The following is a 23,751-nucleotide window of genomic DNA, read 5'->3' on the forward strand; positions in this document are numbered from 1 at the left end:
CGGGGGATGTCAACGATCTGACCGTACCAACCGGACGGTATGTTACGGGAACGGGCCGTCAGGAGCGCAGTTCGTGCACCCCGGCGATGAAGTCCTTCGCCACGCCCCGCAGGCCCGGCAGGTAGGACAGGCCGACCAGCCGGTCGACCAGCGGCACGGTCAGGTCGATGAACCGGTGGGTCCGCCGGCAGCCCTCCGAGTCGTCGTGCACCCAGAACAGCACCACGCCCATGGACAGCAGCCAGAGCAGCTCCGGCAGCTCCGCCCTGATCTCGGCGTCCATCCGGTCGGCCGAGCCCTCGACGACCCGGCGGTAGATCGCGATCGACGCCTCCCGCGCGGGCGAGGAGTCGGCGCTGAACGGGCTGAGCGGGTTGCTCGGCTCGGCCGCGTGCTTGAAGAACTTCACCGCGAACTCGTGGTACGGCTCGGAGACCCGCACCCACTCGCGGAGCACCCCGTCCAGGCGCCCGGCCAGGGACCGCTCGGTGGCCAGCACCCGCTCGCACGCCGCCTCGTGCTCGGCCTGCGCCCGGTCGTAGTAGGCCTGGACCAGCGCCTCCTTGGACGAGAAGTAGTAGTAGGCGTTCCCCACGGAGACCCCGGCCTCGGCCGCGATGGCCCGCATGGTGGTCGCCTCGTAGCCCCGCTCGCGGAACAGCCGCAGGGCCGTCTCCACGATCGCTTCGCGGGTCCTGTCGGATCCCCTGGTCCTCCGGGTCGGCTCGGCCACGCTCGTCACTGTACGGCCCGATCCCCTGTGAGTCATGGCGCCTCACGGTGATCGACATCACAGGGCAAAGATCGGAGCGTCCCGGGCGTCATCCGGTTCCGGGCGTGGGACTGATCTTCTCGGCGGAAGGGCGAATCCGCGACAAGGAAAAGGTGTATGGGGACACGTCCCTGCGAACGGAGGGCTGTCCGGCTTGCCGCCGGCGCCCTGTTCGCCGTACAGACAACGTTCATCGCAGCGGCCGGCGTCACCGCCGTCCCTGCCGGTGGCCCGGTCCCGGCGCCGGGCGCACCGGTGTCCGCAGCCGCGCCGGGGGTTCCGATGCGCCTGGCGGCCCCGGCCTCCCGGCCCCGCCGGGTGCGGCCGGTGTGGCTCGGCCACACGCAGGCGGCCAGGCGGGTGCAGCGGGCCGGTCTGGGGCTGTACTCGTCCGGCGGGTGCACCGACCGCCGGATGCGGCAGTGCACCTCACTGGAGGCGATCAGGACCAGGACGCTGAGGGGGGCGATCCGGCTCAAGCGCCGCAGCGGCTGCCCGGTCACCCTCACCGGCGGCACCGAGATCGGCCACGTCGTCGGCCGCTACAGCCACGGGAACGGCTACAAGCTGGACGTGGCCCCCAACGCCTGCGTCGACCGGCACATCACCCGCACCCAGCCGTTCCGCGGCCTGCGCTCCGACGGGGCGCTCCTCTACGGCTCCCCGGAGTCCCTCTACGCCCGCACGCCGTCGCACTGGGACATCCTCTTCCGCTGACCCGCGGGCGGCCGGCTCCGCTCGCTCCGGGCCCCGCACGGACCCCGCTCCGCGCGGCGGCACACGGGAGCGGGCCCGCAAGCGCACGGGCCCGCAAGCGAACGGGCCCCTTCCGCCCCGCGGCGGAAGGGGCCCGTCACGGGCCGTGCGGAAGGCGTCAGCCGGTGAACTCGGCCGCGACCAGCTCGGCGATCTCCGCCGCGTTCAGGGCCGCGCCCTTGCGGAGGTTGTCGCCGCAGACGAACAGGTCGAGCGTGTTCGGGAAGTCCAGCGCCTGGCGGATCCGGCCCACGTAGGTGGGGTCGGTGCCGACGACGTCGGCCGGGGTCGGGTAGACGCCGTTGGCCGGGTCGTCCATGACGACCACCGTGGGGGCGGCCTCCAGGATCCGGTGGGCGTCGGCGACGGTGATCTCGCGCTCGAAGGTCGCGTGCACGGCCAGCGAGTGCGTGGTGACCACCGGGACGCGGACGCAGGTCGCCGAGACCTTCAGGTCGTCGATGCCGAGGATCTTGCGGGACTCGTTGCGGAGCTTGAGCTCCTCGGAGGCCCAGCCGCCGTCCTTGAGCGAGCCCGCCCACGGCACGACGTTGAACGCCACCGGCGCCGGGAACGGCGACTCGCCGTCGCCCAGCTTGTTCTGCAGGGCCTTGCGCACGTCACCCGCGGTCTGGCCCACCGTGCGGTCGCCGGCCAGGGCCTCGACCTCGTCGTAGAGCCGCGCCGAACCGGCCACGCCCGCGCCGGAGACCGCCTGGTAGGAGGCGACCACCAGCTCGCGCAGGCCGTACTGCTCGTGCAGCGCGCCCATCGCGGCCATCATCGACAGCGTGGTGCAGTTCGGGGTGGAGATGATGTTCCGCGGCCGGTTGCGCGCGGCCTCCGGGTTGACCTCGGGCACCACCAGCGGGACATCGGGATCCATCCGGAAGGTGCCGGACTTGTCGATGACGACCGCGCCGCGGCCGGCCGCGATCGGCACCCACTCGGCGGAGACCTCGTCGGGGACGTCGAAGATCGCGATGTCCACGCCGTCGAAGACCTCGGGGGCCAGCGCCTGGACGACCACGTTCTCACCGCGGACCTGCAGGACCTTGCCCGCGGAGCGGGCGGAGGCGACGAGCCTGATCTCGCCGTAGACGTCCTCGCGGGAGGAGATGATGTCGCGCATCACGGTGCCGACGGCACCGGTCGCGCCGATCAGGGCGAGGGTGGGCTTGCGGCTCATCGTCCGGTACCTCCGTAGATCACTGCTTCAACCTGGTCGGCGTCGAGGTCGAACGCGCGGTGCGCGGCGGCGACCGCCGCGTCCACCTCGTCCTGCCCGACGATCACCGAGATGCGGATCTCCGAGGTGGAGATCATCTCGATGTTCACCCCCGCGTCGGCGAGGGCGGCGAAGAACGTCGCGGTGACGCCCGGGTGCGAGCGCATGCCCGCCCCGATCAGCGAGACCTTCCCGATCTGGTCGTCGAACTGCAGCGACTCGAAGCCGATCCGCTCCTGGACCTTCTTCAGCGCGGTCAGCGCCGCGGAGCCGTCGGTCGTGGGCAGCGTGAAGGAGATGTCCGTCCGGCCCGTCGCCGCCGCCGACACGTTCTGCACGATCATGTCGATGTTGATCTCGGCGTCCGCCAGCGTTTTGAAGATCGTGGCAGCCTCGCCGACCTTGTCGGGCACCCCGACAACGGTGATCTTGGCCTCGCTCCGGTCGTGCGCGACGCCGGAGATGATCGGCTGCTCCATCTCGTTTCCTTCGCTGTCGGGGTCGGAGACGACCCACGTGCCTTCCTTGGTGCTGAACGAGCTTCTGACGTGGATCGGCAGGCTGAACCTGCGGGCGTACTCGACGCAGCGCAGGTGCAGGATCTTCGCCCCGCAGGCCGCCATCTCCATCATCTCCTCGTAGGAGATCCTGGGGATCTTGCGGGCGGCCGGCACGATGCGGGGGTCGGCGGTGAAGACGCCGTCCACGTCGGTGTAGATCTCACACACGTCGGCGTCCAGGGCGGCGGCCAGCGCGACCGCGGTCGTGTCGGAGCCGCCCCGGCCCAGCGTGGTGATGTCCTTGGTGTTCTGCGAGACGCCCTGGAAGCCCGCCACGATCGCGATCTGGCCCTCGTCGAGGGCCTCCCGGATCCGGCTGGGCGTCACGTCGATGATCCGCGCCTTGCCGTGGGTCGAGTCCGTGATGACCCCGGCCTGGGAGCCGGTGAACGAGCGCGCCTCGTGGCCCAGGTTGGCGATCGCCATCGCCAGCAGGGCCATCGAGATGCGCTCACCGGAGGTCAGCAGCATGTCGAGCTCGCGGCCCGGCGGCAGCGGCGAGACCTGCTGCGCGAGGTCGAGCAGCTCGTCGGTCGTGTCGCCCATCGCGGAGACGACCACCACGACGTCGTTGCCGGCTTTTTTCGTCGCGACGATCCGCTGCGCGACCCGCTTGATGCAGGACGCGTCGGCGACGGACGAACCACCGTACTTCTGAACAACGAGCGCCACGAGATGTCTCCGAAGCAATCTAGGGCTGTGGAGCTCTCAGTCTACTGGCGCGGCACCAGGCTTCTTCTGGTTTAGACCACTATGTGGACGATCACACGGTTGTGCGCTCTTCGGCCACGTCGAGACGGGTGTGCGCGACGAGCGCCTGGAGCGCCCGCATCGCCGCTCCCGCGTGGTTGCCCCAGGTGTTGAAGTAGGAGTACTGCCACCACCACAGCGCCTCCAGCGGACGCCCCGCCCGGTAGTGCCGCAGCCCGTGGATGAGGTCGGCCGCCACCGCCGTCAGGTCGTCCGAGAGGCGGTACGGCGTGACCGCGGTGTCCTTGTAGGGGTCGAAGACCTCGGCGTAGTCGTCCACCGGGCCCAGCCGCTCGGCGAGCGCGGTGCGCAGGGGGTCGACGTCGGGGTCCGCGCTCAGGTGCGGCTCCCAGTTCTCCGACAGGATCACGTCCTGGCTCGCGCCGAGCTGCGCGCCGGCCGAACTGACCTGGGCGACCTCGACCAGCAGCAGCGGCAGGACGGCGTCCCCGCCCTCACCGCCCGCCAGCCGGGTCAGGCCGTCGAGGTAGTTCTGCGCGTGCACCGCGATCCGGTCCGCGAACGCACTCCACTCATTGGAGATCTCAGACATCCAGCAGCCTCCGTCCTTCGAACGCGCGGCCCAGGGTGACCTCGTCGGCGTACTCGAGGTCACCGCCCACAGGCAGACCGCTGGCCAGTCGTGTCACTTTCAGGCCCATCGGCTTCACCAGCCGGGCGAGGTAGGTCGCCGTCGCCTCCCCCTCCAGGTTGGGGTCGGTGGCGATGATCAGCTCCGTCACCCGACCGTCGGCCAGGCGCGTCATCAGCTCCCGGATGCGCAGGTCGTCGGGGCCGACCCCGTCGATCGGGCTGATCGCCCCGCCGAGCACGTGGTAGCGGCCGCGGAACTCCCGGGTCTTCTCGATCGCCACGACGTCCTTGGACTCCTCGACGACGCAGATCACATGGGGGTCGCGCCGGGCGTCACGGCAGATCCGGCACTCCTCCTCCGCCGCCACGTTCCCGCAGACCCGGCAGAAGCGGACCTTCTCCTTGACCTCCAGCAGCGCGTGCGCGAGCCGTTTCACGTCGGCCGGCTCGGCGGCCAGCAGGTGGAACGCGATCCGCTGCGCGCTCTTCGGACCGACGCCGGGCAGCATGCCCAGCTCGTCGATCAGGTTCTGGACGACCCCTTCGTACATGGCCTAGAACCCGGGCAGCTGGCCGAGACCGCCGCCGCCCAGCCCCTGGGCGAGCGGGCCGAGCTTCTCCTGCTGCAGGTCGTTGGCCGCGCGGACCGCGTCCCGGATCGCCGCGATCACCAGGTCGGCGATGGTGTCGGCGGTCTCCTGGGGGTCACCGGGATCCACCGCCTCGGGGCTGATCTTCAGTTCCAGCAGCTCACCGCCGCCGTTGACCGTGGCCACGACCAGGCCGCCGCCCGCCGAGCCCTCGATCTCCGCGTCGTTCAGCTCCTGCTGGGCGCTCACCAGCTGCTGCTGCATGAGCTGTGCCTGCTCCAGCAGCTGCTGGAGGTTGACATCCCCTGGGTTCACCGTCGTGCGCTCCTCGTCCATGACGTCAGTCGTCACGAGCCTACGGGGTCGGAGCCAGGTAGTGCACTGGCGGTCGCACGTGTTCCCCGAGTGCGCACGCTAAACCTCCGCCGGAACCGGTACGGCGCACCGCCACCGGCCGTGGCCGGACCTCCACCGGGACCGGTACGGCGCGCGGTCGGCCGACCGTGGCCGGATCCCCGCCGGGACCGGTACGGCGCGCCGCCGGTCAGCTGTGGTCGATCTCCTCGATGATCTGCCCGCCGAGTTCGCGCTGGATGAGCGCCATGCCGGTGAGCGCGTCGACGTCGGCGTCCGCGTCGTTCAGCGGGTCGACGTCGTCGGACTCGAAGCCGGGCGTGCGGCCCGGGACCGCGTCCGGCCAGCCGGACGAGCCGCCGGCCGGGCGCGAACCCGGCTGGGCGGGCGTGCGGGCACCGGCCTGGCCCCCCGCCCTGACGCCGCTCTGGGCGGCGGCCCTGGCGGCCGAACGGGCGGCGGCGAGGCCGGGGCCCGGGGCGGGCGGCGAACCGGGGTCCTCCGGCAGGGGCGCGTCGGGCCACGACTCGTCCGTGGCGGCCGTCTCCCGGCGGGCGGGGGCGACGGCGACGGCCTGGGCGGTCCCGGCAGAACCGCCCGGGCCGGCCGGTCCGCCCTGATCCGTCCGGGCGTTCCGGTCCGGGCCTCCGGCGCCGGGGGCCTCCGGCGCCGGACGCGGCGCGGGGGGCTGCGGCGGGGCGGCCGGCGGGTGGTTGCCGCCGAACGGGGCGGCCCCGCCGGCGCCGCCCACGACGGCCTCGACCTTCCAGGCGCCGCCCAGCACGTCCTGCAGGGCCGCCGCGACGACCGTGTCCTTCCCGCCGCCGACGAAGTTCTTCATCGCGCCGACCTGGGTGAAGCCCAGGGTGAGGACCTTCCCCTCGACGCCGACGACCTGGGCGTTGGTGTTGACGTTCGCCCAGACGACGATGCTGCGCTGCTTCAGCGCGCCGAGCACCTGCGGCCACGCCTGCTGCACGGCCGCCACCTCGGAACCGGCGGCGGGACCCGCGAGGGGCGCCGAGGCCGCGGAGGGCTGCGCGGGCACGGAGGGCGTCCGCTCCTGCGGAGACGGCGGCCCGGCCGGGACGGCGGGGGAACCGGGCTTGACCGTGACCGGCCAGTCGTCGGCGGACTCCGGAGCGGAGTCCTGGGCAGCGGCCTGCGGAGCGGAGGCCGTACCGGCCTGCGGAGCCGCGGCAGGACCGGACGCGACGGCGTGCTGCGGTGCGACGGCGGGGGCCGTGACGGTCTGCGGCGCGACGGTGGGCGGGGTGTACGGCGCGGTCGCGGCGGGGGGCGCGTACCCGGCGGCCGGGACGTGTCCGGCGGCGGGAGGCGCGTATCCGGCCGCGGGCCCGGGGACGGTGAACGCGTGCGCCCCGGCGGAGCCGACGCCCCGCTCCAGCCGCTCCAGCCGGGTCAGCAGCGCGGCCTCGTCCTGGGCCGCGCCGGGAAGCAGCACCCTGGCGCACATCAGCTCCAGCAGCAACCGGGGCGAGGCCGCCCCGCGCATCTCGACCAGCCCGGCGTTGAAGACCTCCGCCGCCCGGGTCAGGTCGGCGGGCCCCATCGACGCGGCCTGCTCCCGGAGCCGCTCCAGCTCGTCGTCGGGGCGGTCGAGCAGGCCGCTGCCGGCCGCCTCGGGCACGTTGGCCAGGACCACGAGGTCGCGGAAGCGCTCCAGCAGGTCCATGGCGAACCGGCGGGGGTCGTGACCGCCCTCGATCACCTGGTTCACCGCCTGGAAGACCCGCGCGCCGTCCCGCGCCGCGAACGCCGCGACCATGTCGTCGAGCAGGCCCCCGTCGGTGTAACCCAGCAGGGAGACCGCCCGGGCGTAGGTGATGCCCGCCTCGTCCGACCCGGCGAACAGCTGGTCGAGGATCGACAGGGAGTCGCGGGCCGAGCCGGCGCCCGCCCGCACGACCAGCGGCAGCGCGGCGGGCTCGAACGGGACGTCCTCGGAGGTCAGGATCTCCTCCATGAGCGCGCGCAGCGCGGCGGGCGGGATCAGCCGGAAGGGATAGTGGTGGGTCCGGGACTTGATCGTCCCGATGACCTTCTCCGGCTCGGTGGTCGCGAAGACGAACTTCAGGTGGGGCGGGGGCTCCTCGACGAGCTTGAGCAGCGCGTTGAACCCCTCCCGGGTCACCATGTGCGCCTCGTCGATGATGTAGATCTTGAACCGCGCCGACACCGGTGCGAAGAAGGCCCGTTCCCTCAGGTCGCGGGCGTCGTCCACGCCGCCGTGCGAGGCCGCGTCGATCTCGATGACGTCGAGGTGGCCGGGGCCGGTGGGGGCGAGCGCCACGCAGGACTCGCACTCGCCGCACGGATCGGGGGTCGGCCCCTTCTCGCAGTTCAGCGAGCGGGCCAGGATCCGGGCGCTGGAGGTCTTGCCGCACCCGCGGGGACCGCTGAAAAGGTAGGCGTGGTTGATCCGGCCGCTCCGCAGCGCCTGCCGGAGCGGCTCTGTGACGTGTTCCTGACCCTTGACCTCGGCGAAGGTCCCGGGCCGGTACTTGCGGTAGAGCGCCAGACTCATCAAGGAGCTCCCGCCTGCGAGGGGTCCTGCAACGAAGGAACCCCTCGCACACCCGCCAGAGCCCGCTTATCCTTGCTGCCTTCCGGCCCTGGGGAGGTTCACAGGATGACGCCGCGCGAGGGGTCCGGACACAGTCTATCCCCCTGCGGCAGTGCTCGGGTCCGCGAATGTCGTACGGGCGCACGGTCACCCCACGCCCGAAAGTCCGCTAAGCTTTCCGGCGGAGGATTCGCCTAGTTGGCCTAGGGCGCACGATTGGAAATCGTGTTGGGGGCAACCCCTCAGGAGTTCGAATCTCCTATCCTCCGCCAGCTCAGAGGGGCCGGACCGCACACGCGGTCCGGCCCCTCTGGCGTTGCCGTCTCAGTTCCAGTCTCAGTTGGGTGCCGTCCCAGGCGCCGCAGAGCCGTCTTGCAGCAGTGAGCACGAGTCGAAGCCCCCCTCAAGCGATCATGCAGATCGGCTTGCAGCCCCCCATACCCCTATGTAGAGTTCCGACATGTCTCGTGGTCTACGTATGACCCTCGCGACTCAAGCTGTACTCAAGGTGTTCTTGGAAGATCTGAGCGCTTCGCGGTACGGCTTCGACATCGCCAGGGAAGCCGGGTTGGCGACAGGGTCGCTGTACCCCATCCTCGCTCGCCTAGAGCAGGCCGGCTGGGTGGAGTCCTTCTGGGAAGATCAGGAATCGACCGAGTTAGGGCGACCACGCCGTCGCTACTACCGACTCACCGACGATGGGGCCTGCCAAGCGCGTTCCGCGCTTGAAGCCACCCTTCGCCGCACTACCCCCCGATCATGGCTTCCAGCCAGAGGGGCACTCGGATGATGGGCCCGGAATTTTGGATCGGCATCTTCGGCGGCGCACTCTTCGGCGGCATCACAGCCGAACTACTGGACGTCAGCGCATGGCTTGCCCCCCGGATCATACGAAAAGCGGCCGCTCGCTTCTCAGACGCCGACCTTCGCTCTCGCTATGAAGAAGAGTGGCTGGCCGAGTTAGCTACTTTCGACGGCCTGAAGCTAGTCAAGCTCTTCAAAGCAATCAGCATTTGGATGGGTAGCAGCAAGACAGCTCAAGAGTACGGTTTTATAACCATACGATCACTACTATCGAATCTATGGATAACCCACAAAAGCTCACTGCATGTAAACCGGAGCGGATCCAGGAGCGAAGAGGGAAGAAGTCCAAAAAGTATATATACGCTATCGCTAATAAAAGCGGCATTAACTTTTGCTATCACCGCAGGCGAGGACGGCGAGGAAATCCTCGAAAAAATCTGGAGCAAAGCAGGTACACCCATACAGCTAACCTTCCCCAAGAATGGGACTCGAATCTACCAATCAGCTCACATGATGATCATCAAGAGTGTCATCTCTTCCTTCGTTATCGCCGACGCACTACAAAACGAACACTCCTTAAGGCGAATCCCCCCATTAGTTTTTCAGTCCCTTTCATACATGAGCCTCCACCTCTTTGCCGAGAGCTCCAGGAAAAATTCCGACAGCTAGAGTCTGTGGAGATTAAAAGCGGCGCCCGGATTGGCATTTTCATCCGGGCGCAAATTAATTAATAGATCACCCTCCTTCCTGTTGGCTTATAATTATTCACCGCATTGATGGCTAGTGCTCCGTATCCCACAGCAGGCCATCTACTTGCTTAGCCACGCTGTGCCGGATGGTGTCAGTTACATGTTGATACCTTCGAGTCATGCCAGTGCTCGACCATCCCATGATGGCCATCACGGTCCGCTCGGGGACTCCCAGGATTAGGAGAACCGTCGCGGCGGTGTGCCTCGCGTCGTGCAGCCGGGCGTCTCGGAGTCCAGCGGCCTTCAGCAGGTCCTTCCACTGGTGGTAGTCGGTGTTCGGGTTGAGGGGGCCGCCCGTCGCGGTGGCGAAGACCCATCCCCCTTCCTGCCAGAGGTTCCAGGCGTTCGCCCGGTCCGCGTCTTGCTCCTCCCGATGCCTGCGGAGCAGGGTGACGAGCTGGCCGGGCAATCCGATGGTGCGGCGGCCGGCCAGCGATTTCGTCTCCGCCGTGTCCGCCCGGACCTGCTTGCGCTGGGGGCAGTAGCCCGCCTTGCGTCCGCAGGTCTCCCCGCATCCGTGCTCGTACTTGGGGCGCTGGCGGCCCCGCCGTACGCGCAGGGTGCCTTTGTCGAGATCGATGTCTTTCCACTTCAGGCCCAGGGCTTCACTCTGACGAAGCCCCAGAGCCAGGGCGACAGCCCATCGGGTGCTGTTGCGCGGGAGCGCTTCGGCGGCCTTCATGAGGCGCTTCACCTCGTCAACCTCGTACGGCTCCACCTCCTCCTCCACGACGGTGGGTGCCTTCGCGAGCATGGCCGGGTTGCGGGTGAGGTGGCCTCGCCGTACGGCCACATTGAGTGCGGCCCGAATGGTCCGGTGCACATGATGGGCAGTCCCCGCGGACTTTCCCTCGCGCTGCATCTTGGCGTAGAGCTTTTCCAGGTGCTCTGGGGTCAGCCTGTCGAGGCGGTGTGCTCCGATGCCAGGGATAAGATGAGTCTCCACGTCCACGCGGTAGCTTGCGTGAGAGTTCTCCCTGATGGCCGGCGGAATCGCGATGTGCTCGATCCAGTGCGTGAGCCACTTCGCAACCGTCCATCGCTGGCCCGCCTTGCGGACGTTCCCATCGTCGCGCGCCCGCTCCAACTCGCGAACCTTCCGGATGACCTCCGCTTCGGTCTTGGCCTGCACGTGACGGCGGTCCGACCGCCCGTCGTCCTTAACGCCTACGATCACCCGTCCGTGCCAGTAGCCGTCCTTACCGAGGTAGACAGTCGAAGCACCGTTCGGCTTGCGTCCCATTCAGCGCTCCTTCAGGCCGAGATCTTCTCGCACCGACCACCATTGGCCAGCAGATTGGTCACGTACTTGTGCAAGCACTCGACCGGCACCCGGCGGGACCTGCCGATGAGAGTGGACTCCACCTCTCCCGCCTTAAGGAGGCGATACATCCGCGTCCGGCCGATCCGGAGTCTCCTGGCGGCCTCCTCAACCGTGAGCAGCAGGGACTCTCCCTCCGAGCCCTCGTCGGGAGCGGTGGTCAGCCGGACAGTGTTCGGTGCCGCGGTGGTCATGGCGTGCGTGTCCTTCCATGAGGGATATGGGCAGGGCCGGAATGGTGGGTGGGTGCGGCGTCGCTGGGGAGGGCTGAAACATCTCCGCAACTCCGCAACTCCGCAAGATGGGTCCTGAGCTGGGGTGATGCTTGCGGAGATAGAAAGTTCTGGTGTGGCTCCATCTCCGCAAACCGGGGGTCATCTCCGCAGAATCTGCGGAGATGCGGAGATAACAGCTCGACAACGGCTCTCATCTCCGCAACCGTTTCCGCAGGTAGAGGGCCGGTGTGCGGCGTTGCGGAGATGCGGAGATGTTCCAGCGCTTCTCCGGTCGGCTCAGGCATGGCGCTCGACCCAAAACACGTTTCGGTCGCCCCGGTCGTTCTTGGCCGAGCGGATCACGTAGTCGCCGCGCCACCGGCCGACCTGCCCGGTCAGCAGCCGTCCCAGGGCCAGGGCGTTGGGCAGCCGGCCGCTATGGGTGGTGATGAACTGGCCGTCCCACCGGTCGTGTTCCTCGAAGCCGATGCGGTCGGGCTCGCCGGAGCGGCGCAGTTCGGCGGCAGTCATCGGCGCCGGGCCGTGCAGGGTGTGCCAGCAGGACAGGAACGCCCGCCAGCGGGTTTCGTCCTCGTCGATGTCGCGCACGTCGGCGGCGTTGGCCAGGAACCCGTCGATGCTGTGGTGAGCGAGGAACCCGCCCAGGGATTGCGCCCAGGGGGTGAACTGCCGCATCGACAGCCCGGCCGCGCGCGGCGCGCCCTGGTTCGTCCAGTCCAGGACCAGGATGAGCAGGTGCCACAGCACGGTGAGCTGATTCGCTGGGACGGTGATCCATTGGTCCAGGTGTGGGATGCCGAAGCGGGATTGGTCGCGTTGCTCGGGGCGGGGCATGTTCGGGTCCAGGTGGACGCGCACGGTGCGTGAGGCCATGTCGCCGCCGACTTGGAGGTTGTTGCCGGTGGCCATCCACAGTCGGTCGTTGATGATGGCGATGTTGCGCGAGGCGCCGAGCTGCCGATCCGACCACACGCCCGCGGTGACCAGCAGGGCCAGGGTGGGCGAGTCGATGACGGTGCCTTCGGCGAGGTTGTCCCACACCACCACGCCGACCTGCTCGGCCAGCACGGCGGTGATGCTCTTACGCAGTTCCTCTTCGGCGTAAGCCCAGGGCATGACGCGCTGGCCGTAGAGCATGCCGGGGCCGCCGGTCAGGATGGACTTGCCGGAGGCGGGCATGGTCGCATCGATCAGCGCAAACGGCGTCAGAGAGCGGGTGAAATGCCGCAGGATCGGCGTGGCCAGCAGGGCAATGTAGTTGGCGCGGTCCGCCGGGCTGGACCAGGGGAAGTCCCGCAGGAACCGATTCAGCAGGAAGTCCCGTGCAGTGTGCACCTGCTCCGGACTCGGCTGGTCGGGCACGGGCGGCAGGACGACTTTCGCGGCCAGATACAGGCCGGTGGCCGGGTCGTAGCCAGGCTTCTGCAACAGGGTGCCATCGCGACGCAGGACCGGCGCCCCGATCACCCCGCGCAGGGTCGCCACGCCGCGCCAGGTCTTACCGGCCAGCACGGAGGCCAGGATCTCCCGCGGCGGGGTGACCTCCTCTTCATACATCTCCACTCCGCCATCGGTACGGCGCGAGCGTTCCCGGTAGACGTAGGCGTGTTCGGCCAGCAGACCGGCCAGCGTGGCCGGCGTGATCGGACTGGCCATGACGGGAAGTGGTGAGTCCTCGTCGGCGGCGGGGCTGGCCTGTCCGCCGGAGACGGTCTCCATGTGCACCAGGGCGCCGCCAGCCACGTAGGTGTCGGGCAGCAGCCGATCGGCGAGCGCGGCCTTCAGGACGCGGATGGTCTCCGGGCCGGACCCCACCTCGATGCGCGGGGCGTCGCTCATGCCGCCACGCTCCGGGGCCGCTTGGCCCCGGCTCGCAGACCGGAGGCGATGGTGCGGCGGATCTCGTCGGGCCGTTGGCCGATGCGTGCGGCGGCGTCGGTCAGCCAGGCGGTCACCTCGGCCTCGGCCAGGGCGCCGCCGGCCACCAGCTGGCCGAGCGCGACGGAGGCGAGGTACAGGGCGGTGTTGTGGCCGTCCGGCGGGGAGCCGGTCACCCGATCTAGCTCCGCGGCCACGGCCGCGCGCAGGTAGGCGCCGCGCCGGTCGAGGGCGGCCAGCGGGATCGTGACCGGCCTCTGGGGTGGCGCAGGCGCGGGGCGGAGTCGTTCGGCCAGCCAGCCCGGGAGCGGCGCCGGGGCCGGGGCGTGCAGGACCTCGTAGGTGCCGGCGCCGTCCGACAGGGCGACGTGGCTGCCGGGGCCGACGACGTATCCGCCGTCGCCGCGGGTGTCGATTTTCCATCCGAGCCCGTTGCCTTGCTCGCCGGAGGTGTTGCCCAGGGCGATGCCGTCGGGGGCGGTGAAGTACAGGTGCAGGCCGCCGCGGCGGGTGCGCACGGAGAACGTCTCCCACGGCACCGGCTGGCCGGCCTGCTCGCACAGGAGGGCGAACACGTCGGCGCCGTCACTGACGCCGGGCAGGTCCCAGCGGGCGGGCGGCTGCTCGCCGGGCTTGGGCACGTCCAGGTCGATCACGACGAGGCGGGACGGGCCGCAGGCGATGCCGATATTGAACGGGGTGCGCGCCCAGATGCGGCGGATCACGTCCGGGTCGGCGGTGGCCTGCCGCTTCCAGCTCATACCTTTCAGGGGGACCTTGTCGCCGGGGGTGACGGGGAAGACGTGCCAGCCGCGGGCAGCGGCGGCCAGGGCGTAGCGAAGCTGCGGAACGCTCATATGGGATCTCCTTTCAGAACAGGGCCTCGGGGACGGGCACCGCACGGGCACGAGAGCGCCGGCGGGCGGCCAGCAGGGCGGCGTGGCAGGCGTCACAGATGGCTGTGAACGCCTCCACCGGAAGGGCCGCGGCGGTCTCGGGGCGCATGTTGGCGCGCGGCACGACGTGCAGCGGCCTGTCCGGGCTGTGAGTGACAGGGCAGGCGCCGCCGGTCGGCTTGTGGGGCCGCCCGCAGGCGGCAGCCGTGCCGGCGCGGCACTGGCAGACGCCGGCCGCGCGGGCGATGAGATCGGCGTAGCGGTCGCCGCTCATGCCGCCGGTCTTGCTTGCGTGGTCAGGGCGACGGGTGGTGTCCATAGACATGGCGAACTCCCCTGTCGGTGGGTGGAAGGGACGCGCACTCACGCGCGGCTGCGCGTGGGAGGCACGCGCGAAAGTTTTTGATCTTGATTTCATGGGTGCCACGGAGGCAGGGGAGGGGTGCCACGCGCCCCTGCCACGGGGGTGCCACACGGCTGCCACGCAGGGGGCCACGCGGGGTGCCACGGAGCGTGGCACCCCGTCTGACCTGTAACCCTCCCCCCGAGCCCCCGCCCGTGGCACCCGAGCGGGGGCCACGGGATCTTGTTAGACCTCGGGGCGCTCGGCCATCAGGTAGCGCTGGGCCTCGTCGTCGTAGCCGCCCAGGATCCCGGCCTCAACCAGGCGCTTGAGCTGCTTCTGGACCCAGGCGCGGGAGATGTCGGTGGAGGTCCACAGCGGCTTGAGATCGCCAGAGGAGAAATCGCGGGCACCGTCGTCCCACAGCTCGTGCAGGCGCTCCATCAGGGCCGCGCCGCGCTCTTCGGCGGTCATCTTCCGGTCGGCCGGCGCGAACCGCATCGGCGGCTCGCCCTCGGCGATGTCGGGGATCTCGTCGTCCAGGCCGACTTGGATCGCCGGGTCGGGGTCGTCATCGGTGAGGTACTCGGCGACCACGCCGCGCACATCCTCATCGTCCATCGCGGATTCCTCGTCGGGATCGGCGTCGGGCCGCTCCGGCACCGCCACCGGGGCGGCCAGGGCGGAGGCATCCAGCCGGGAGATGGCCGCGGTACCGGCGTCGACCGGCTTGTAGGCGGCCGGGTAGGCGGCGGCGTGGGCGCGCATCTGCGCGTTGGCGCGCTCGTCATCGAACACCCCGCCGCTGATACCCCAGGCGTAGGTGCGCAGCGGCATCGCGATCCGCGCGTCCGGGATGGATGGGGCGTCGAGGTAGGCCATGCCGGGCTGCTTGTTGCTCCACAGCTCGGGGCGGGCGCCGGCGTCCTGCTGGGCCTCGGACAGGCCGAAGGAGGCATCGGTGCCGGACTCCACGCCGAAGCACATCTTGGCGAGCTGCCCGCGGGCCAGGGTCGGCATCTGCGTGTAGTCCGAGCGCTGCAAGCTCATCACCACGGTGCCGCCCGCCGACCGGATGGCCTTGAGCAGGGACAGGAACTGCTCTTGTTCCTTGTCAGTCAGGGCGTCATAGACGTCGGGGAACTCCTCGATCCACAGCACCCAGTACGTCAGCCCGCATCCGGCCTTCCACTTCTGCAGGCCCTTCGCCGACAACTGGTCGGTGCGTTCCTTGACCTTGGACTGGATCTCGCCCAGCAGGGCCTTGGCGCCGGCCTTGGTGGTCTCCAGCCGGTGCAGCGCGGCCTTGAGCGGCCCCAAGGTCTGCTCGCCCTTGGTGATGTCGATCGCGAACACCGCCACGTCGTGACGGCTGACGATCTCGGCCAGGTAGTTCCACGCCCCGCCGATCGACTTGCCCGCGCCGGTCATGCCCATGAACTGCACATGGTGACCGACGATGACGTGGGCGACCTCGTCCAGGTCCTGCCACAGGCCGGGCCGCAGCGCCTCCGCGATCGACGCACCGGGCCGGGAGGCACCGGGCCAGGGGATCGGGTTCTTCATGGTGCGCGGGTCGGAGATGGTGACCTTCGCCTTGGACGCATCGTCGGGGTCGAGGCTGGTGACGACGGAGCCGGGCGGCAGGCCGATGCCGGATTCGATGTAGGGGACCTTCTTGGTCAGGTCGTCGGCGGTCTGCCGGCCGGGCTCCAGCTGCACCGCGCCCTCCACCTTGTGGGCGGTCGCGGCCAGGGTGCGCGCCTGCACCGCGGGCAGCCCGGCGCGCTCGGCGCCTTGGCCGAACAGGAACCGCAGCGGGTCGGCCATCGCCCCGGAGACGTCGATGTTCTTTTGCCGGATGACGGTGCGGATGTTGAAGCTGGCCGCGAGCGTGACCCCGCCGATCACGATGAGGCGGCCGGTCACGGTCGTGGTGGGGCCGTTGATGGTGGCTGCGCACACCCACATGCCCGCGGCGAACGTGGTCAGTGTCGAATGCAGGCGCCCCCCGGTGCTGCGGGCGTGGGACTGCCACCAGGTCAGGCCGGTCAGGCACATCACGCACGCGGTGATGCCCACGACCGTCCAGGCGATGGTCTGCGGGTCGTCGGAGTCCAGCAGGACATGGAAGGCCGTGCCGAGTCCGAAGGCCAGGATCACGATGATCCACGGCGGCAGGTAGAGCACCGCCTTGGACACCTCGCGGGCGGCGACCTGCTCCCAGGAGGAGACCTCCGGCGACGGCGCGGGAAGGGTGTGCGCGCGGGGGGCCATCAGTCGTTGCTCCAATCGAACGCAGAACGGCGCTTCTCCGGCTTGGCCTGCGGGAGAACTTCCACGAACTCCTTGCGGAACTGGGCGTGGAACTTCACCAGCTCCACGCCGGCCGCGCGCTCCAGCTCGGCGGCGCGCTTGAGGCGCTTGACCACGCGGCGGGCGCGGGCGCGCACGTCGGGGGCGCCGAACACGCTCAGGACGGGGTGGCCCTTGAAGGAGCGGATCAGCACCTCATACAGCTCATCGGAGCCGAGGGCGAACTCCTCGCCCAGGTCGCGGGCCAGGTCGCGGCCGACCTTGGCGTACTGGGTGATGGCGATCGGTCCTTCCCAGGGAATGGCCGACAGTTCGGGGATGCGGTTGCGTCCGGGCTTGAGGTCAGTCACGAAAGTCCTCCTTGCGGTCGGGGCGGATCGCCTGGCGGAGCAGGCGGCAGATGTAGGCCAGGCGGCGGGTACCGAGCGCCGCGGCGATCAGCGCGTCCAGCGCACCGATCAGCAGGACCAGGGCGGTACCGAGGACGGCCAGGGCCAGCAGCACGGCGGCGACGACGGCGGAGGCCAGGGCGCGGGCGCGCCGGCGCCAGGGGCGGCGAGGGGCGTCGGTGATGACGTAGACGGTCCTCACGCCCGCTCCTCCTGCTCGTCGGCGAGGGCGTCGCGCACGGCACGGGCGGCATCCATGCCGCACCGCAGGGTGCGCTGAAGGCGCGTCGCACTCGGCCGGGCGGGTAGGGCGCCGGAGGCGATCAGGGTGCGTGCCCGGTCGGTCAGGGCCGTGATGTCGGTCCCGCCGGGGGCGGTGTTGGCCCTGTACGTAGGACCGGTAGGACGGCCGTGGTCCAGGGCGGTGAACCCAGCGAGGATGATCGGCAGGGCCATCACGATCGTGACCGCCACGATCGGGCCGATCAGATGGATCACCAGATCGGAGATGCTGAAGCTCGCGCCGTCCGGTAGCGACCAAGGCAGGTACGGCCAGGCGTTCATGCCGAGCGACAGACTCAGGAACAAGTACTCGATGCGGATGAGGGTCGGGTGCGTCAGCGGCCGGCCCTGGATGGCGAGGTAGGCGCGGGCGCCGACGACCACGAGCAGGGCCAGGGATACGAAGGGCTCGACGAACCAGGCGAACACCCAGCCGGGCGACCAGACGGGGGCGCCGTCGGCGGCGAACGCCTGCACGCCGGCCGTGGACCAGCCGAGCGCGAGCGTCAGGCAGACCATGGCACCGGTCACCAGCAGCCGCCGCACCCGCGCCGCCTGGTAGGCGCGCATGGCCGGATCGGTGGCCAGCTCGTGCAGGCGTGCGGCCTCGTGCGCGGCGCGGCGGCGCTTGCGGACCTTGGGTGTGTCCAGCAGAAGCGGCGCGTCGTCGGCCTGGAGTTCGACCAGGCGGTGGGCTTCGGCGACCTCGGCGCGCAGGCGGCGGACCCGCTGCGTCTCGCCCTCCTGCTCCTCGATCACCTCGGGCGCCGGAGCGGGCGAGGTGGGCAGGTCCGGGGCGTGGGCGTTGCCGTAGCGCTCCAGCTCGGCGATCCCGCGGGCGACCTCGTCGGGGTCCGGCATCGGGGTGGGGGAGGTGGTGCTCATGCCGGTGCCTCCGTTTCGTGTGCGCCGTTCAGCCCGCAGTCCGGGCAGGAGAACCCCGCAGCGACGCCCGGGGCGGGGATGCGCTGCCACAGCAGCGCCCAAGCCAGCCGCGGCGCCGGGCGGTCGGAGGCCAGCACCCGCCGGCGCGCTCGCGCGCTGGGGTGGGAGTCGAACAGGGCGACGGTCAGCCGGTACCAGGCGGGCCCGTCGACCAGATCGGCCAGCGCGGCGGCCACCAGGCGGCGACCGGGCAGACCGGCGGCGTCCAGCAGCCGCACCGCGTGCGCGTCGGCGTCGTACTCGGCCAGCCGCTCCCGCCGCGCCGTGGCCAGGGCCGCGGCCAGCGCGACGACGGCCAGCACCAGCAGGACCGGCAGCGGCGCCTCGAGCACGAGAGCGGCCAGCAGCGCGGCCTTGGACCACCAGGCCGGGCTCTGCCAGAGGGGGCGCTCGGCGTCGTGACCGAGGGCGTGGTGGGCGATCTCGTGGGCCAGCACGCCGTACAGCGGCAGCGAGTCGGCGTCGTGCAGCAGGTCGGCGCCCAGCTCGATGCGGGGGGTGCGGTCGCAGCGGGTGCCGAACGCTCCGGCGTTGCCGCCCAGGTCGGGCTCGACCCGGATGAGCAGGCCGGGAAGCTGGGCGCAGTGGCGCAGCGCGCACACCAGCTCGGCCAGGCCCGGCAGACCGGCGGGGCGGTCGAAGACCGCAGTATCGGCGATCGAAGCAGAGGAAGACGGGATGCTCATCGCGCCACCTCCTGCTCCGGGAAGGGCAGGGCGTTGGGCTCGGCGCTGAAGAACATGATGTTGGAACCGGCCATGTCCGGGCCGGCCTCGTTGAGCGCCCAGGACAGCAGGCCCTGCCGGGTTGAGCCCGCGCTGGCGGTGACGGTCCGGATGAGCGTGGACTGGCGCATGCCGTTCCCCAGCGACTTGGCCAGGGTCAGGACGACGAGGAATTCCATGGTGACGGGGGTGGTCATGTGATCCCCTCCGGGTCAAAAGGACGTGGAACGGACGAGGGCGCGGCATATCCGGCAGGCGGCCGTGCAGCGGGCGCCGTGGGCGGGGCAGCGCTGGATCTGACGGCCGGTGCCGCAGCGGCGGCAGCCGAGCGCGTGGTGGGAGCGGGTGCCGCAGTCGGGGCAGGAGAAGCGGGCCATCAGCGGCCACCTCCGCACGGCGTCTGCACGACCGCGGCGCGGCAGGTGCCACAGGCGGGGTCGTAGCTCGCGGAGTGACGGGGGCAGCGCGGCAAGTCCTCGCCGCGGTGGATGGCCTGGCACAGCGGGCACTGGTAGCGACTCACGCGGCCTCCTCCCCACCGGGGACGGGCGCGGACCGCAGGGACCGGGCGCGGATCTCGGAGGCGGTCAGACCGGCCCACACGCCCGTCTCCGGGCGCACGGCCAGCGCGTAGGCCAGGCACTCGGGACGGGCCGGGCAGCCGGCGCACACGGCCTTGGCCTGCTCCTCCCGCGCGAGCCGGTCGGGCTCGGGCTCGGTGGTGAAGGCGTCGGGGTCGGTGAACAGCTCCGCGTCGGCGCTGTCGCACGCCTGACCGGCGGCGGTCAGCGCGTCACGCAACCGCATGACCTCGCGCGGTCCGGCCAGCAGCCGGGCGAAGTGGAACTCCTCCGGACGGGCCGCGTCGGCGGCGGCTGCGGGGAAGCGGGGGATGGTGCGGAAGGGGAGGCGGATCATCGCGTGCACCTCTGACAGGTCGTGGAGGTCCGGGGATTGATGCCGCCGCACCGGCAGATCCAGGTGGAGGCGGTGCCGGGCGGCAGCCAGGCCGACGAGGGCTTCGGCGCGCGGGCGCTCATCGCGTGGTGCCGTTCGCGGCGGTGGTGCTCTGGCAGAAGGGGCAGGGGTAGGGACCGCTGCCGGGGTTCCAGATCTGGCCGTTGCGGCAGTCCGAGGGGCATCGGTCGGACTTGGCGCGGCTGGTCGGGCGGGTCATGATGGTGCGGCTCCTTTACGTGGGAGTTGGGGCGGCCCTGGTCTTGGCGGATGGGGGTCGCCCCGTTGTCGTGTACGGGGGTGGGTGGTCAGCCGAAGTTGGCGGCGAAGACCACGAGGGCGTCGGCGGCGGCCATCAGCCCGTTGAAGGCGTGCGTGGCCAGGACCGCGGCCTTGTTGGGCTCTCGGATCACGAAGAACAGGGCGAGAGCGCCGAGCAGCATGAACACGAAGCGGCGGAGCCGGTGTTCGGAGTACATGGGGTTTCCCTTCATGGGGAGTGCGTCACAGGCATCAGCGTATACGTAGCTACGTATACGTACAAGCCCTTGGTATACGATGATGCGTATACGTTGGAGGTGTCACCGAAGAGCAGTCGAAGGGGCTGATCACCAAGTGCCAGAACCGGCCTACGTCCGCATCGCAGGCGAGTACGCCCGGCGCATTCGCGCCGGGGAGCTTCCGCCCGGCGTGCAGCTACCGAGCTACACCGAGATCGCCCAGCAGAACGGCGTGTCGGACATCGTGGTTCGGAAGGCCCTCGAACTGCTCCAGAGTCAGGGGCTCGTTCGATCCGTACGGCGGCGGGGCATCTTCGTCGCCGACCGACCCAACCTCGTTCGCGTTTCTCCCGAGCGTCAGATGGAGTCCGCCGAGCGCACGTTCCAGAACGAAACCGATCGAGACATCCAGGTAGAACGCGAGACCGAGCAGATCCCCGCCACCAGCGAACTGGCGGAGGCCTTGGGTCTCGCGGAAAGCGAACTAATCACCCACGTCATCACCCGAGCCACCGAGGATGGCCGGCCAATCTCGATCTCAGACACCTACCACCCGATGGATGTCACCGATGTATCGGGGGCCGACTTCCTGGAAGAGACTGTCTCGGACCAGCTACCGGCACCGCTGCATGCCGAGTGGTTGCGCACAACCCCCGGCGATCTCGTCAAGACGGTTCAGCAGCGGTTTCTCTCCGCCAATGGGCGGATCATCATGATTTCAAATATCTCGTACCCGCGAGACCGATACGACGCATTCGTCTTCCGCATGGCTCTCAAATAGAAGAGAAAAGAAAAGGGGGGTGCCGACCAGGTCGGCACCCCCCTTTCTATTGCGTCCTCAGCTCCGCACCCAGCCCTGCGCGACGTCCGCTTCCGTCCACCACGAAACGAAGTGCTCATCTACGGAGTCCAGCCTCCAACGGGCCGACAGGGCATCAAAGAAGGCATTGTTTCCGGTCTTTCCGCCCTTCGGCTCCCCGATGTAGATGAGTCTTTTGCCCCCAGCTTCCTCGAACGAGGTCAACGCCTCAGATGACATCTCGTCCCCCCAACCGGGCGGCCAACAAAGAAACAGCACGTGATCGGCTGCTTGGGCACGAGTTGTGAAGCCCGAAAGATCGTTAATGGGGTGCCATACGTCCGTCTGCCCAGCCGCTCCGGGGAAGGAGGCGTTCTTGGCCTTGTCCGGCGGCTCCACGTCGTACGCCTCGACGACCAGCCCTGAACGAGACAGTTGTGCTGCCCAGTAGCCCCGACCTGCCCCCAATTCCACAATCGGAGTATCTGCACAGAAACGGGACATCCATTCGATGGTCTGCGGGGAAGGTATCGCGTAGGCGTACGTCGCCTGCAAGACCATCTGTGCGAAGGCGAGTCTCGCGCTTCCTTCCGCACGACCACCGTTCACCACGCGCCGGCCCTCATGCTCGAACACGAACGGCTCAACGATGTCCCAGTAGGGGTTGGAGCTCACAGCACTCCCGCCGGTCATGAAGTGCACGAACCGCAAGTCGAACGCCGCATCCGCTTTGGCATCGCCAGTCCCGGGCAGCTTTGTCGCCATATCCAAGTACTCGGCCACCTTGGGATACTCGGCCTGAAGTCGCTGTTCATCGTTGAGCAGCGCAGTGAGTTCATCCCATCGCGCCGATGTCATAGTGAGCTGAGCCATGTAGACGAGTTTCTCGTACTGACCTCGCCTATGCCATGCTTCTCAGCACATCCGAAACTGGCCGGACGTGGCCAGGGCCGGGCTGGCCTACGGGCTCGCCTGCTGTCATGCCCGACCGTTACCCACCTCCCCGGCTATCAGCCCTCTCGGAGGACGCTAGAAGGGCCGTAGCGCCTTCCCGCTGGGCCAGGGAACCTCCAAGGGCCAGGGCACCGGCTCCGCTTCCTTCAGTGGGCGCTCAAGGCTGCCGAGCGTCGTCTCAGTTTCCGTCTCAGTTCACCGCCGTACAGGGTCGTTCAGCGGAGTACAGCCCTGCCCCTGACCTCGCTCCCGATACCTCCGTGAACCCCGCTGAACAGAGATCCACGGACTTGGAAATCGTGTTGGGGGCAACCCCTCAGGAGTTCGAATCTCCTATCCTCCGCCACTCAGAGGGGCCGGACCGCACACGCGGTCCGGCCCCTCCGGCGTTCCCACCCCGGTTTCCGTTTCCCCACCGGCCCGCCACCGGCCCGCCACCGACACCGGCCCCGGCCGTTTCCCCGGCCGCTCCGCGGGCAGTGGAGGCGTCCCGAACGGATCGAAGGGACGTCGGCGATGGATTTCAAGGACGATGTCCAGCTGGACAGCTCGCAGGTCGAGAGCGGCGGCCGCCGCGTCCCCGGCGGCGGACTCGCGGTGGGCGGAGGCGTCGCCGGGATCATCGCGCTCATCGCCGCGCTGGTGTTCGGCGTGGACCTCGGGGGCCTCACCGGCGGCGGGGCGGCCCCCGCACCGGTCGACTCCGGCTCGAACCTCGCGGCGCAGTGCAGGACCGGCCAGGACGCCGACCAGAACGAGGAGTGCCGGGTGATCGGCGTGGTCAACAGCATCCAGGAGTACTGGCCCACCGCCATGGGCGGGTACGAAGAGGCCAAGACCGTGCTCTTCTCCGGCGCGGTGGACACCGGGTGCGGCGCCGCCGACTCCTCCGTCGGGCCGTTCTACTGCCCCGCCGACCGGCGGGTCTACCTCGACCTGAGCTTCTTCGACCAGTTGCAGAGCCGCTTCGGCGCCAAGGGCGGGCCGTTCGCCCAGGCGTACGTGATCGGGCACGAGTACGGCCACCACGTGCAGAACCTGACCGGGGTCCTGAGCCGTTCGCAGAACGACCGGCAGGGACCGGAGAGCGGGGCGGTCCGGGTGGAGCTCCAGGCGGACTGCTACGCGGGCGCCTGGGCGAAGAACGCCTACGAGACCGGGCTGTTCGCCCAGCCGTTCACGCGGACCGACATCGAGGAGGCGCTGAGCGCCGCCTCCGCGGTGGGGGACGACAGCATCCAGGAGCGCACCCAGGGCCGGGTCGACCCGGAGGGCTTCACCCACGGCACCTCGGCGCAGCGGGTCAAGTGGTTCAGCACCGGTTACGAGACCGGCGACCCCAAGCGCTGCGACACCTTCTCCGGCGCCATCTGAACGGATCCCGGGCGGGCCCGGCCGCGGCCGGGGCGGGCCCTGACCGGCACCGTGACCCGACCGCCGGGCAAACGACCGGATTGTCTCTTAAA

The 23,751-nt window shown here is 69.8% G+C and carries 27 protein-coding genes, 1 tRNA gene and 1 other RNA gene; 6 read left to right on the forward strand and 23 right to left on the reverse strand.

Annotated features, from left to right (window positions below):
* Positions 1-58: 58 nt before the first annotated feature.
* On the reverse strand, positions 59-733 hold the full coding sequence (locus HS048_RS03695; protein ID WP_231647501.1) for a TetR/AcrR family transcriptional regulator: 675 nt from the start codon (positions 731-733) through the stop codon (positions 59-61).
* Positions 734-1,054: 321 nt separating this feature from the next.
* Here HS048_RS03695 and HS048_RS03700 point away from each other — a divergent pair, with 321 nt between their 5' ends.
* Positions 1,055-1,489 (forward strand): hypothetical protein, encoded by a 435-nt coding sequence (locus HS048_RS03700; protein WP_196466153.1) that lies wholly within the window; start codon positions 1,055-1,057, stop codon positions 1,487-1,489.
* A 157-nt stretch (positions 1,490-1,646) separates the two neighbouring features.
* Here the strand turns inward: HS048_RS03700 and HS048_RS03705 are convergent, their stop codons facing one another.
* The 7 genes from HS048_RS03705 to ffs form a co-directional block, all read right to left on the reverse strand.
* Complete coding sequence (locus tag HS048_RS03705) at positions 1,647-2,717, reverse strand: aspartate-semialdehyde dehydrogenase (protein WP_196466154.1); 1,071 nt, start codon at positions 2,715-2,717, stop codon at positions 1,647-1,649.
* Entirely contained in the window at positions 2,714-3,988 is a 1,275-nt protein-coding gene (locus tag HS048_RS03710; protein ID WP_068900398.1) for an aspartate kinase, read from the reverse strand. Before HS048_RS03710 ends, HS048_RS03705 begins: the two co-directional genes overlap by 4 nt.
* Positions 3,989-4,079: 91 nt before the next feature.
* Positions 4,080-4,619 carry a DUF5063 domain-containing protein gene (locus tag HS048_RS03715; protein WP_068900396.1) on the reverse strand — a complete coding sequence of 180 codons (540 nt, stop codon included), beginning with the start codon at positions 4,617-4,619 and terminating at the stop codon, positions 4,080-4,082.
* The gene (recR, locus tag HS048_RS03720) at positions 4,612-5,211 is read right to left on the reverse strand and encodes a recombination mediator RecR (RefSeq protein WP_068900394.1); all 600 of its coding nucleotides are present in this window, start codon (positions 5,209-5,211) and stop codon (positions 4,612-4,614) included. The genes HS048_RS03715 and recR overlap by 8 nt, the downstream gene beginning before the upstream one ends.
* Before the next feature lie 3 nt (positions 5,212-5,214).
* Positions 5,215-5,565, reverse strand: coding sequence for a YbaB/EbfC family nucleoid-associated protein (locus HS048_RS03725; protein WP_068900554.1), 351 nt, complete (start codon positions 5,563-5,565; stop codon positions 5,215-5,217).
* A gap of 229 nt (positions 5,566-5,794) precedes the next feature.
* Positions 5,795-8,152: a DNA polymerase III subunit gamma and tau gene (locus tag HS048_RS03730; RefSeq protein WP_196466155.1), complete on the reverse strand. Its 2,358-nt coding sequence runs from the start codon at positions 8,150-8,152 to the stop codon at positions 5,795-5,797.
* A 30-nt stretch (positions 8,153-8,182) separates the two neighbouring features.
* Positions 8,183-8,281: signal recognition particle sRNA small type (ffs, locus tag HS048_RS03735), an RNA gene on the reverse strand.
* Between the two features lie 93 nt (positions 8,282-8,374).
* On the opposite strand from ffs, the gene HS048_RS03740 reads away from it, so the two are divergent.
* The 3 genes from HS048_RS03740 to HS048_RS03750 all read left to right on the forward strand — a co-directional run bounded on the left by HS048_RS03740 (position 8,375) and on the right by HS048_RS03750 (position 9,664).
* Positions 8,375-8,463 (forward strand) — tRNA-Ser (locus HS048_RS03740).
* A gap of 206 nt (positions 8,464-8,669) precedes the next feature.
* A complete protein-coding gene (locus tag HS048_RS39075; protein ID WP_196466156.1) occupies positions 8,670-8,981 on the forward strand; it encodes a PadR family transcriptional regulator in 312 nt (103 codons plus the stop codon).
* On the forward strand, positions 8,951-9,664 hold the full coding sequence (locus HS048_RS03750; RefSeq protein WP_196466157.1) for a hypothetical protein: 714 nt from the start codon (positions 8,951-8,953) through the stop codon (positions 9,662-9,664). Before HS048_RS39075 ends, HS048_RS03750 begins: the two co-directional genes overlap by 31 nt.
* Positions 9,665-9,775: 111 nt before the next feature.
* Here HS048_RS03750 and HS048_RS03755 read toward each other — a convergent pair whose 3' ends face one another.
* From HS048_RS03755 to HS048_RS03820, 14 genes are all read right to left on the reverse strand, one after another.
* Complete coding sequence (locus HS048_RS03755) at positions 9,776-10,987, reverse strand: tyrosine-type recombinase/integrase (RefSeq protein ID WP_196466158.1); 1,212 nt, start codon at positions 10,985-10,987, stop codon at positions 9,776-9,778.
* A gap of 11 nt (positions 10,988-10,998) precedes the next feature.
* Complete coding sequence (locus HS048_RS03760) at positions 10,999-11,259, reverse strand: helix-turn-helix domain-containing protein (RefSeq protein WP_196466159.1); 261 nt, start codon at positions 11,257-11,259, stop codon at positions 10,999-11,001.
* A gap of 318 nt (positions 11,260-11,577) precedes the next feature.
* The gene (locus HS048_RS03765; protein ID WP_196466160.1) at positions 11,578-13,140 is read right to left on the reverse strand and encodes a hypothetical protein; all 1,563 of its coding nucleotides are present in this window, start codon (positions 13,138-13,140) and stop codon (positions 11,578-11,580) included.
* Entirely contained in the window at positions 13,137-14,036 is a 900-nt protein-coding gene (locus HS048_RS03770; RefSeq protein ID WP_196466161.1) for a bifunctional DNA primase/polymerase, read from the reverse strand. Before HS048_RS03770 ends, HS048_RS03765 begins: the two co-directional genes overlap by 4 nt.
* Positions 14,037-14,049: 13 nt before the next feature.
* Entirely contained in the window at positions 14,050-14,400 is a 351-nt protein-coding gene (locus HS048_RS03775; RefSeq protein ID WP_196466162.1) for a hypothetical protein, read from the reverse strand.
* 264 nt (positions 14,401-14,664) lie between these two features.
* The gene (locus HS048_RS03780) at positions 14,665-16,695 is read right to left on the reverse strand and encodes a hypothetical protein (protein WP_196466163.1); all 2,031 of its coding nucleotides are present in this window, start codon (positions 16,693-16,695) and stop codon (positions 14,665-14,667) included.
* The gene (locus tag HS048_RS03785) at positions 16,695-17,084 is read right to left on the reverse strand and encodes a hypothetical protein (protein WP_196466164.1); all 390 of its coding nucleotides are present in this window, start codon (positions 17,082-17,084) and stop codon (positions 16,695-16,697) included. The genes HS048_RS03780 and HS048_RS03785 overlap by 1 nt, the downstream gene beginning before the upstream one ends.
* Entirely contained in the window at positions 17,077-17,325 is a 249-nt protein-coding gene (locus HS048_RS03790) for a hypothetical protein (RefSeq protein ID WP_196466165.1), read from the reverse strand. The genes HS048_RS03785 and HS048_RS03790 overlap by 8 nt, the downstream gene beginning before the upstream one ends.
* Entirely contained in the window at positions 17,322-18,290 is a 969-nt protein-coding gene (locus HS048_RS03795) for a hypothetical protein (RefSeq protein ID WP_196466166.1), read from the reverse strand. The genes HS048_RS03790 and HS048_RS03795 overlap by 4 nt, the downstream gene beginning before the upstream one ends.
* Entirely contained in the window at positions 18,287-19,036 is a 750-nt protein-coding gene (locus HS048_RS03800) for a M48 family metalloprotease (protein WP_196466167.1), read from the reverse strand. The genes HS048_RS03795 and HS048_RS03800 overlap by 4 nt, the downstream gene beginning before the upstream one ends.
* The gene (locus tag HS048_RS03805; protein WP_196466168.1) at positions 19,033-19,272 is read right to left on the reverse strand and encodes a hypothetical protein; all 240 of its coding nucleotides are present in this window, start codon (positions 19,270-19,272) and stop codon (positions 19,033-19,035) included. Before HS048_RS03805 ends, HS048_RS03800 begins: the two co-directional genes overlap by 4 nt.
* Positions 19,273-19,594: 322 nt before the next feature.
* Positions 19,595-19,993: a WhiB family transcriptional regulator gene (locus HS048_RS38455; protein ID WP_304609652.1), complete on the reverse strand. Its 399-nt coding sequence runs from the start codon at positions 19,991-19,993 to the stop codon at positions 19,595-19,597.
* 118 nt (positions 19,994-20,111) lie between these two features.
* Positions 20,112-20,252 carry a hypothetical protein gene (locus HS048_RS03815; protein ID WP_196466169.1) on the reverse strand — a complete coding sequence of 47 codons (141 nt, stop codon included), beginning with the start codon at positions 20,250-20,252 and terminating at the stop codon, positions 20,112-20,114.
* 88 nt (positions 20,253-20,340) lie between these two features.
* Positions 20,341-20,511: a hypothetical protein gene (locus HS048_RS03820; RefSeq protein ID WP_196466170.1), complete on the reverse strand. Its 171-nt coding sequence runs from the start codon at positions 20,509-20,511 to the stop codon at positions 20,341-20,343.
* A 136-nt stretch (positions 20,512-20,647) separates the two neighbouring features.
* On the opposite strand from HS048_RS03820, the gene HS048_RS03825 reads away from it, so the two are divergent.
* Positions 20,648-21,313 (forward strand): GntR family transcriptional regulator, encoded by a 666-nt coding sequence (locus HS048_RS03825; RefSeq protein ID WP_196466171.1) that lies wholly within the window; start codon positions 20,648-20,650, stop codon positions 21,311-21,313.
* A gap of 57 nt (positions 21,314-21,370) precedes the next feature.
* Here HS048_RS03825 and HS048_RS03830 read toward each other — a convergent pair whose 3' ends face one another.
* Positions 21,371-22,204, reverse strand: a complete 834-nt coding sequence (locus tag HS048_RS03830) for a hypothetical protein (RefSeq protein ID WP_196466172.1) — start codon at positions 22,202-22,204, stop codon at positions 21,371-21,373.
* 597 nt (positions 22,205-22,801) lie between these two features.
* Between HS048_RS03830 and HS048_RS03835 the strand changes: the two genes are divergently transcribed.
* Positions 22,802-23,659, forward strand: coding sequence for a neutral zinc metallopeptidase (locus HS048_RS03835; RefSeq protein ID WP_196466173.1), 858 nt, complete (start codon positions 22,802-22,804; stop codon positions 23,657-23,659).
* Positions 23,660-23,751 lie beyond the last annotated feature (92 nt).

This window comes from Planomonospora sp. ID91781 (assembly GCF_015711595.1).
In the GTDB taxonomy this organism is placed as follows: Bacteria; Actinomycetota; Actinomycetes; order Streptosporangiales; family Streptosporangiaceae; genus Planomonospora; species Planomonospora parontospora.

Excerpts from the sequence above, each read along its gene's own strand:
- HS048_RS03700 (WP_196466153.1), top strand. The coding sequence starts at position 1,055 with ATGCGCCTGGCGGCCCCGGCCTCCCGGCCCCGCCGGGTGCGGCCGGTG.
- HS048_RS03705 (WP_196466154.1), bottom strand. The coding sequence starts at position 2,717 with ATGAGCCGCAAGCCCACCCTCGCCCTGATCGGCGCGACCGGTGCCGTC.
- HS048_RS03715 (WP_068900396.1), bottom strand. The coding sequence starts at position 4,619 with ATGTCTGAGATCTCCAATGAGTGGAGTGCGTTCGCGGACCGGATCGCG.
- recR (WP_068900394.1), bottom strand. The coding sequence starts at position 5,211 with ATGTACGAAGGGGTCGTCCAGAACCTGATCGACGAGCTGGGCATGCTG.
- HS048_RS03730 (WP_196466155.1), bottom strand. The coding sequence starts at position 8,152 with ATGAGTCTGGCGCTCTACCGCAAGTACCGGCCCGGGACCTTCGCCGAG.
- HS048_RS39075 (WP_196466156.1), top strand. The coding sequence starts at position 8,670 with ATGACCCTCGCGACTCAAGCTGTACTCAAGGTGTTCTTGGAAGATCTG.
- HS048_RS03750 (WP_196466157.1), top strand. The coding sequence starts at position 8,951 with ATGGCTTCCAGCCAGAGGGGCACTCGGATGATGGGCCCGGAATTTTGG.
- HS048_RS03755 (WP_196466158.1), bottom strand. The coding sequence starts at position 10,987 with ATGGGACGCAAGCCGAACGGTGCTTCGACTGTCTACCTCGGTAAGGAC.
- HS048_RS03760 (WP_196466159.1), bottom strand. The coding sequence starts at position 11,259 with ATGACCACCGCGGCACCGAACACTGTCCGGCTGACCACCGCTCCCGAC.
- HS048_RS03765 (WP_196466160.1), bottom strand. The coding sequence starts at position 13,140 with ATGAGCGACGCCCCGCGCATCGAGGTGGGGTCCGGCCCGGAGACCATC.
- HS048_RS03770 (WP_196466161.1), bottom strand. The coding sequence starts at position 14,036 with ATGAGCGTTCCGCAGCTTCGCTACGCCCTGGCCGCCGCTGCCCGCGGC.
- HS048_RS03775 (WP_196466162.1), bottom strand. The coding sequence starts at position 14,400 with ATGTCTATGGACACCACCCGTCGCCCTGACCACGCAAGCAAGACCGGC.
- HS048_RS03780 (WP_196466163.1), bottom strand. The coding sequence starts at position 16,695 with ATGGCCCCCCGCGCGCACACCCTTCCCGCGCCGTCGCCGGAGGTCTCC.
- HS048_RS03795 (WP_196466166.1), bottom strand. The coding sequence starts at position 18,290 with ATGAGCACCACCTCCCCCACCCCGATGCCGGACCCCGACGAGGTCGCC.
- HS048_RS03800 (WP_196466167.1), bottom strand. The coding sequence starts at position 19,036 with ATGAGCATCCCGTCTTCCTCTGCTTCGATCGCCGATACTGCGGTCTTC.
- HS048_RS03805 (WP_196466168.1), bottom strand. The coding sequence starts at position 19,272 with ATGACCACCCCCGTCACCATGGAATTCCTCGTCGTCCTGACCCTGGCC.
- HS048_RS38455 (WP_304609652.1), bottom strand. The coding sequence starts at position 19,993 with ATGATCCGCCTCCCCTTCCGCACCATCCCCCGCTTCCCCGCAGCCGCC.
- HS048_RS03815 (WP_196466169.1), bottom strand. The coding sequence starts at position 20,252 with ATGACCCGCCCGACCAGCCGCGCCAAGTCCGACCGATGCCCCTCGGAC.
- HS048_RS03820 (WP_196466170.1), bottom strand. The coding sequence starts at position 20,511 with ATGTACTCCGAACACCGGCTCCGCCGCTTCGTGTTCATGCTGCTCGGC.
- HS048_RS03830 (WP_196466172.1), bottom strand. The coding sequence starts at position 22,204 with ATGGCTCAGCTCACTATGACATCGGCGCGATGGGATGAACTCACTGCG.
- HS048_RS03835 (WP_196466173.1), top strand. The coding sequence starts at position 22,802 with ATGGATTTCAAGGACGATGTCCAGCTGGACAGCTCGCAGGTCGAGAGC.